Consider the following 5361-nt stretch of genomic DNA (forward strand, 5'->3'; position numbering starts at 1 on the left):
ATGGAAATTTGTGGTGATAAAACTTCAATAGTAAGTGGAGTTCTGCGAACTCTCTCCATTATACTTGGGTTCATTCCTGAAGTAGACAAGTCTTTATTTCTACCTGTAACGCTATCTACAAACTGTTTTGTTTTGATAAAAGAACCTATAAAAAGTTTTACTTTTTCTGAAAATTTTTGGTCTAATTTTGCTTCTTCTGAACCATTCCATTTAGCTTCAATAGACAAACCGAATGTGGTTTCTACTGTTCCATCAAAACCATCTATATCTGAGGCCTGTGCTTTGAGCACCGCATTTTCTACTCTATGTTGTCTCATTTGTACCCAAGTATCTCTATAATAAATAGGGTTTTTCATTCCATAATTAAGATGAAATTTCCAACTTACATCCGGATACACTTTTATTTTTGCAATCTGATTAGGATAACGACAGGTTGAAATGGGAAGAAAATAGGTTTGTTTTTATCGTATTAAAGAAAGTTTGTTTTCATTTTTTTTACGATGAAATAATGCTTGTTCGTATATTATATTATCTTCTTCATTGTCTGAGAAAAATTTTAAGGCCACGGGTTCAAAAGGAATATTTACTCCAACTACTCTACCATTACCATAAAAATTTAGATTATACTTTTCAATACTGGCTCTTTTAATCATTCCTTTAAATTTTGGAATTAGTGAAACTTTTCTGTTTTCTATTTCTAAAGAAGATAAATAAAATGAGTTACATAATTCAGGATACCTTTCTGATATTTTAAGTTTATATTTTTCTATATCTGAAGTTTTAAAAATATGATATAGTTCATCATAAAAGATATCAATTTGTTTTATTAAATCTTCTTTTTTTTCATCCAAAATATACATTGAATCAATCCATCCTCTATGAGAATAAGGAACATGAGCATCAAATTCATCAAGAATTGTATAATATTGAATATTTTCTTTTTGTTTTGAAAAATATACAGGATCAAAATTTAAAAGGGATATTTTTGATTTTGAAGTATCAAATCTATCTCTTACAGTTATTTGGAGTTCTATAAATGCTTTATTATTTATTATTATTTCCTTTTCAAAAGGAAAAACTTCTAATAAAAAAGATTGTTTTCCTGAATGTAAGATATTAGTATTTATTGGCCAATTTACAGCCATTCCTCCTTTATTAAAATTTGAGAAACAAGGGATATCATTAACTTTTAAAGCTATTGCACACTCTCTGGAATTTATGGAAATTTCGTAAATTGGATTATTGAAATTATGTTGCATATTAACTTATTTTTTTAGTAAATTTTCTAGATCAATATTATTTAACGACATAAAACTAATAATATCGTTATCCTTCTGGGGATATTTATAAATATTATATACAATGGAACAATCTTGATCATTACAAGATTTTGTTATATAAACAAGTTTATTTTCCAATTGTCCAACGAACATATCATCTATAAATTTTTTTTTCACAATTTTTTTTTCGTTAATTCCATATTTTCTTCTTACCTTTTCTAAAAAATTATCTACAATGTTCTTATTTGTATTTATCATTTCATGAATTCTTACTAGATTATTTTTATCATCAAGATAAAATTCAGTATTACCTTCTTCAATATTAAAATATTTAAATAATTTTTTATCTTGTGCTATTGACTTAACCCTAAATACTCTCATTTTTCTCCCATTTATTTCTTTTAGAATTTCAACGTGAGGGATTTTTGAAAATAATGTATCTATATTTTCTGTAAAGGTTACCTTATCTATATCAAAAATCCCATATTTTAAACCTATATATTTTTCGTTTTGTTGACTTTGACAGTTTGATAAGAAAAATAAGAAAAATATTAAAAAAAAATTATTGAATGTAAATTTCATATTCTTGTTTTATTATGTTATAAGATTCTTCTTTTAAAGTTTTTTTTGTTATTGCTCTAATTATTAAACTATTTGGATAGTTATCATTATTGATATAATTAATTAGTACTATTTTATCAGGAAAATCAAACTTTAAAATTTTTTCATTTCCAGGGAAACTTTGAAAAATTTTTTTTGATTCATATTCATTTAATTTTTTTGACAGATATTTTCTATGGAATGTGATATATTTATTGATATTGTTTTCAATATCTTCAACGCTTTTGGCTTGCAAAGAATATGCGTATATTTTTTTACTCGAATCTAAATAAATCGCATAATCTTTATTAGCTATTATTTTTTCATTAAAAAAACAAATACAAGTAGAAGTATCTCGTATTTTATAGAGATATCCACGTATATCATTTTTATTTATTAACCATTCTTTATTTTTTCTAAAGTAAATGCCATAAAAACCTGTGTCTAATCTAAAAATTTTATTCAACTCATTTTTATTTTTAAAAGTAATAGAGTTTAAATCAAATTTATTTTTACATATTGTTTTTCTTTCTTGGTCTTTACAGGGATAAAAACTAGTTAGGATAAAAACTATGAATATTAAATTAATTTTCATCAATATACGTTTTAGGGTTGTCGAATAATGTTTTTTCATCAAATAATTTAAATTTATCACTTTTTACAGATGAACCTGTGATTTTAGAGGTCACTAATTCATAGCAACTAATCGTAATTTCAGCAGAATTCCATACTCCCTTTGATTTTTCATATTGTTTATCTTCATCATAACCATAAGATTTTGTAAAAGTAAAAGTTGTGCTTAAATCTCCTTCTACTTTCCATTTTTCTTCTTCATGCTCTGGATATGTTTTATTATTTTTTGTTACAGCAGGAATAATGACAACATCTTCACTTTTACATCCTGCTTTTATGCTTATTGGTACTTCTATTATTATTTCCTGTTCAGTATTTTTATTCTTATCAAAGCGATCAATCCTATTATATGATAATTTAAAATCAAATTTTACCGCTAAACCTGTTTCAAATGTTATATAAATTTCAGATTTTGTTAAATATTGAATTTTTTCAATAATCCATAATATTATTTTTGTTATTAGATTAGTATTTCCCAACACTTGAACTAAGTCTACACTAATTGTTATTCCTATAAAAGGATCTGCACGAAATCCTCCTTTATAAATAGGAACAATTTTTTTATTACTTGCTTCTCCAAATTTTTTACTCAAAGCAAAACCTATATTTGGAGGATCAATAGCAAAATCAATTTTTATAACTTTCTTACTTATTGCGCTACTTTCATTAGGATTTGTACCTTCTGGATTCAATATTTCAAGAATTTCTTTACTGATATTAAACGTAGAAACAAGTAAATCAACAGATTTTTGTATTCCTTCAAAACCTAATGAATATTCTTCTTCATTTATAACAGATTTCCCCATAATAGACCAACCAATATTGGATGATTTAGTAATTCCTATCTGTAAATCATCTTTTAGATATTTAAACCCAAAATTTTTATGATAGCCATTCATTCTACTTCTTGAGTATTTTATATTTCCTGAATACCCTGTACCTATAGTGATTAAAAAAGCAATTTCCCTTTCAATATCCGGATACACTTTTATTTTTGTAATCTGATTAGGATAAGGACTTTATCATACATATACATAAGGATGAGACTGTCCAAAATGGTCGATGACAAGATTGCGAACTTTTTGGACAGCCTCATTTTTTTTAAATTTATAATCTGTTCTTTATTGTCATTTAGTATATCAAATTTTGTGTTTTATTAATTGTTTGTTGTCGTTGTGATTTTTAGGTGATTTTTTTTAAATAAATTAAAGATTATTTGAGTTTGTAAAGTTTTACGTAAGAATTGATAAGTTTTTCTTTTAGTGCTTTATTCATTAAAGCAAACCGTTTGTTAAATTTTCTATTAAAAATTTTGAAGGTTATTAAAGGAGTATTAGTATAAAAATTCATTAGGTAATTCTCTAATCTATGATTGATTTAATGTAGTTATACCATTTAAACTTTGAATTTTCTTTTTAAAAATAGTACATCTATAAAAGCAACAAAAATTAGCGCTGGTTCTCGATGCGCTTCGCGCTCGAACTAACGATGATTTCAATTATATAACTCAACCGTCTGTTCGAGTTGTTTAAAAAAAGCGTATTGAGAACTTTACTTTTTAATCCAGTATATTTTAAGCTTAAATGGTATTAAACCTATTTTTTATTATCTAATGATTTGTAAATCATTAGAATTTTGTGGTATATGAAACAAAATGGGAAAACTGATTATTTCTTCTTTTTGTTTTCCATCATTCGTTTTATGTATGATTTTTGTTCTTAAAGCAGAATCTTTATCTTTAATTTTTTCCAAGGTTACTAATCGTCCATCTCCATAAAAAGTAATTTTTACATTATCCAAAGGCTGTATTTCTGCATCTTTTTCTGTAAAAGCTTTTTTATCATAATTTTCTCCTTCAATTACATCATTAGGTTTTAAATAAAATGATATATTCATTTCGATATCTTTTTGATTTTTCATTTTGGCAAAAGCCGAATAATTTTTATCTATCAAGAGCTTTTGTAGTTCTTCGTATTTATTAATGACTTTTTGTTCTATATTGGGGATTTTGGTTAAATCTTTAGAATTTGACCAGCCTTCAAATTGATACGGAACTACTGCTTCAAATTCTATTTCTTTTTCAAAATAAGGTAAGCCTTTTTCGGGTAAAAGAATAGTAGGTAATTTAAATACAACTATTTCGTTTAAGTTGTTTTCATTCCAAGCATCTTTTCTGTAGGAAATGTTAAGATTAAAAGGGGAAATATTTTTATGTGAAACCTTAATATTTTCTTTTCCGACATTCGGATATAATTTTATTTTGAGTTTTTGTTTTCCACTTTTTAAAATACAAGAATTTATTGGAGCTGATGATGTAACTCCTCCTTGTATACCTATTTTACTAAATACTGGAATATCATTTATTAGTATTTCAAATTGACAACCACTATTACCATTTTCAAAATCAACACTATAATAAGGACGTAATGAGAAAGAATTTACTTTTTTTTCTATTTCTGCGATCATTTTATTTTCTGTTTTATTGTTTTTATTTTGTGAACATCCATAGCTAAAGCAGCATATTGAAAACAATAATATATTTATATTTTTTCTATTCATTGATATAATATTTTTTATCTAAATCAAATTTGTTTTCTTTTATAATTACGAATTCTTCTGTAGTTAATCTTTTAGTACTTCCGAATTTTGCCTCAAAAGTTAGTATTATTTTAATACCAGAATGTCTAACTATTGGTTGAAAATAAAGACCTTTATAATCGTCCATACCTGCTGATAAACCTAATGAAAAATAACCTTTACCTTCTGCTTTAGCTTCAAAATCATAATCAACATCATAAAACACAGTTTTTACTTTTCCCGTAGTTTTAGCTTGTAATATTAATTCAAA

The 5361-nt window shown here is 25.2% G+C and carries 7 protein-coding genes; all 7 read right to left on the bottom strand.

Going from position 1 to position 5361, the window contains the following annotated elements:
• Positions 1–398, bottom strand: a 398-nt coding sequence (locus B0A78_RS13485) for a hypothetical protein (protein ID WP_133065796.1), incomplete at its 3' end; no start/stop codon positions are given.
• 63 nt (positions 399–461) lie between these two features.
• Positions 462–1259 carry a hypothetical protein gene (locus tag B0A78_RS13490; RefSeq protein WP_097609762.1) on the bottom strand — a complete coding sequence of 266 codons (798 nt, stop codon included), beginning with the start codon at positions 1257–1259 and terminating at the stop codon, positions 462–464.
• Between the two features lie 6 nt (positions 1260–1265).
• Complete coding sequence (locus tag B0A78_RS13495) at positions 1266–1862, bottom strand: hypothetical protein (RefSeq protein WP_097609763.1); 597 nt, start codon at positions 1860–1862, stop codon at positions 1266–1268.
• Complete coding sequence (locus B0A78_RS13500) at positions 1843–2475, bottom strand: hypothetical protein (protein WP_065213224.1); 633 nt, start codon at positions 2473–2475, stop codon at positions 1843–1845. Before B0A78_RS13500 ends, B0A78_RS13495 begins: the two co-directional genes overlap by 20 nt.
• A complete protein-coding gene (locus B0A78_RS13505) occupies positions 2465–3499 on the bottom strand; it encodes a hypothetical protein (protein WP_097609764.1) in 1035 nt (344 codons plus the stop codon). Before B0A78_RS13505 ends, B0A78_RS13500 begins: the two co-directional genes overlap by 11 nt.
• A gap of 619 nt (positions 3500–4118) precedes the next feature.
• Positions 4119–4979 (bottom strand): hypothetical protein, encoded by an 861-nt coding sequence (locus B0A78_RS13510; RefSeq protein WP_123907307.1) that lies wholly within the window; start codon positions 4977–4979, stop codon positions 4119–4121.
• Positions 4980–5064: 85 nt separating this feature from the next.
• On the bottom strand, positions 5065–5361 hold a 297-nt coding region (locus tag B0A78_RS14590; RefSeq protein WP_169859161.1), incomplete at its 5' end, for a hypothetical protein.

Origin of the sequence: Flavobacterium columnare NBRC 100251 = ATCC 23463, from assembly GCF_002530675.1 — a bacterium.
In the GTDB taxonomy this organism is placed as follows: Bacteria; Bacteroidota; Bacteroidia; order Flavobacteriales; family Flavobacteriaceae; genus Flavobacterium; species Flavobacterium columnare.

Bases quoted from the DNA above. Each gene is read 5' to 3' on its own strand.
- B0A78_RS13510 (WP_123907307.1), bottom strand. From the start codon at position 4,979: ATGATCGCAGAAATAGAAAAAAAAGTAAATTCTTTCTCATTACGTCCT.
- B0A78_RS13490 (WP_097609762.1), bottom strand. From the start codon at position 1,259: ATGCAACATAATTTCAATAATCCAATTTACGAAATTTCCATAAATTCC.
- B0A78_RS13500 (WP_065213224.1), bottom strand. From the start codon at position 2,475: ATGAAAATTAATTTAATATTCATAGTTTTTATCCTAACTAGTTTTTAT.
- B0A78_RS13495 (WP_097609763.1), bottom strand. From the start codon at position 1,862: ATGAAATTTACATTCAATAATTTTTTTTTAATATTTTTCTTATTTTTC.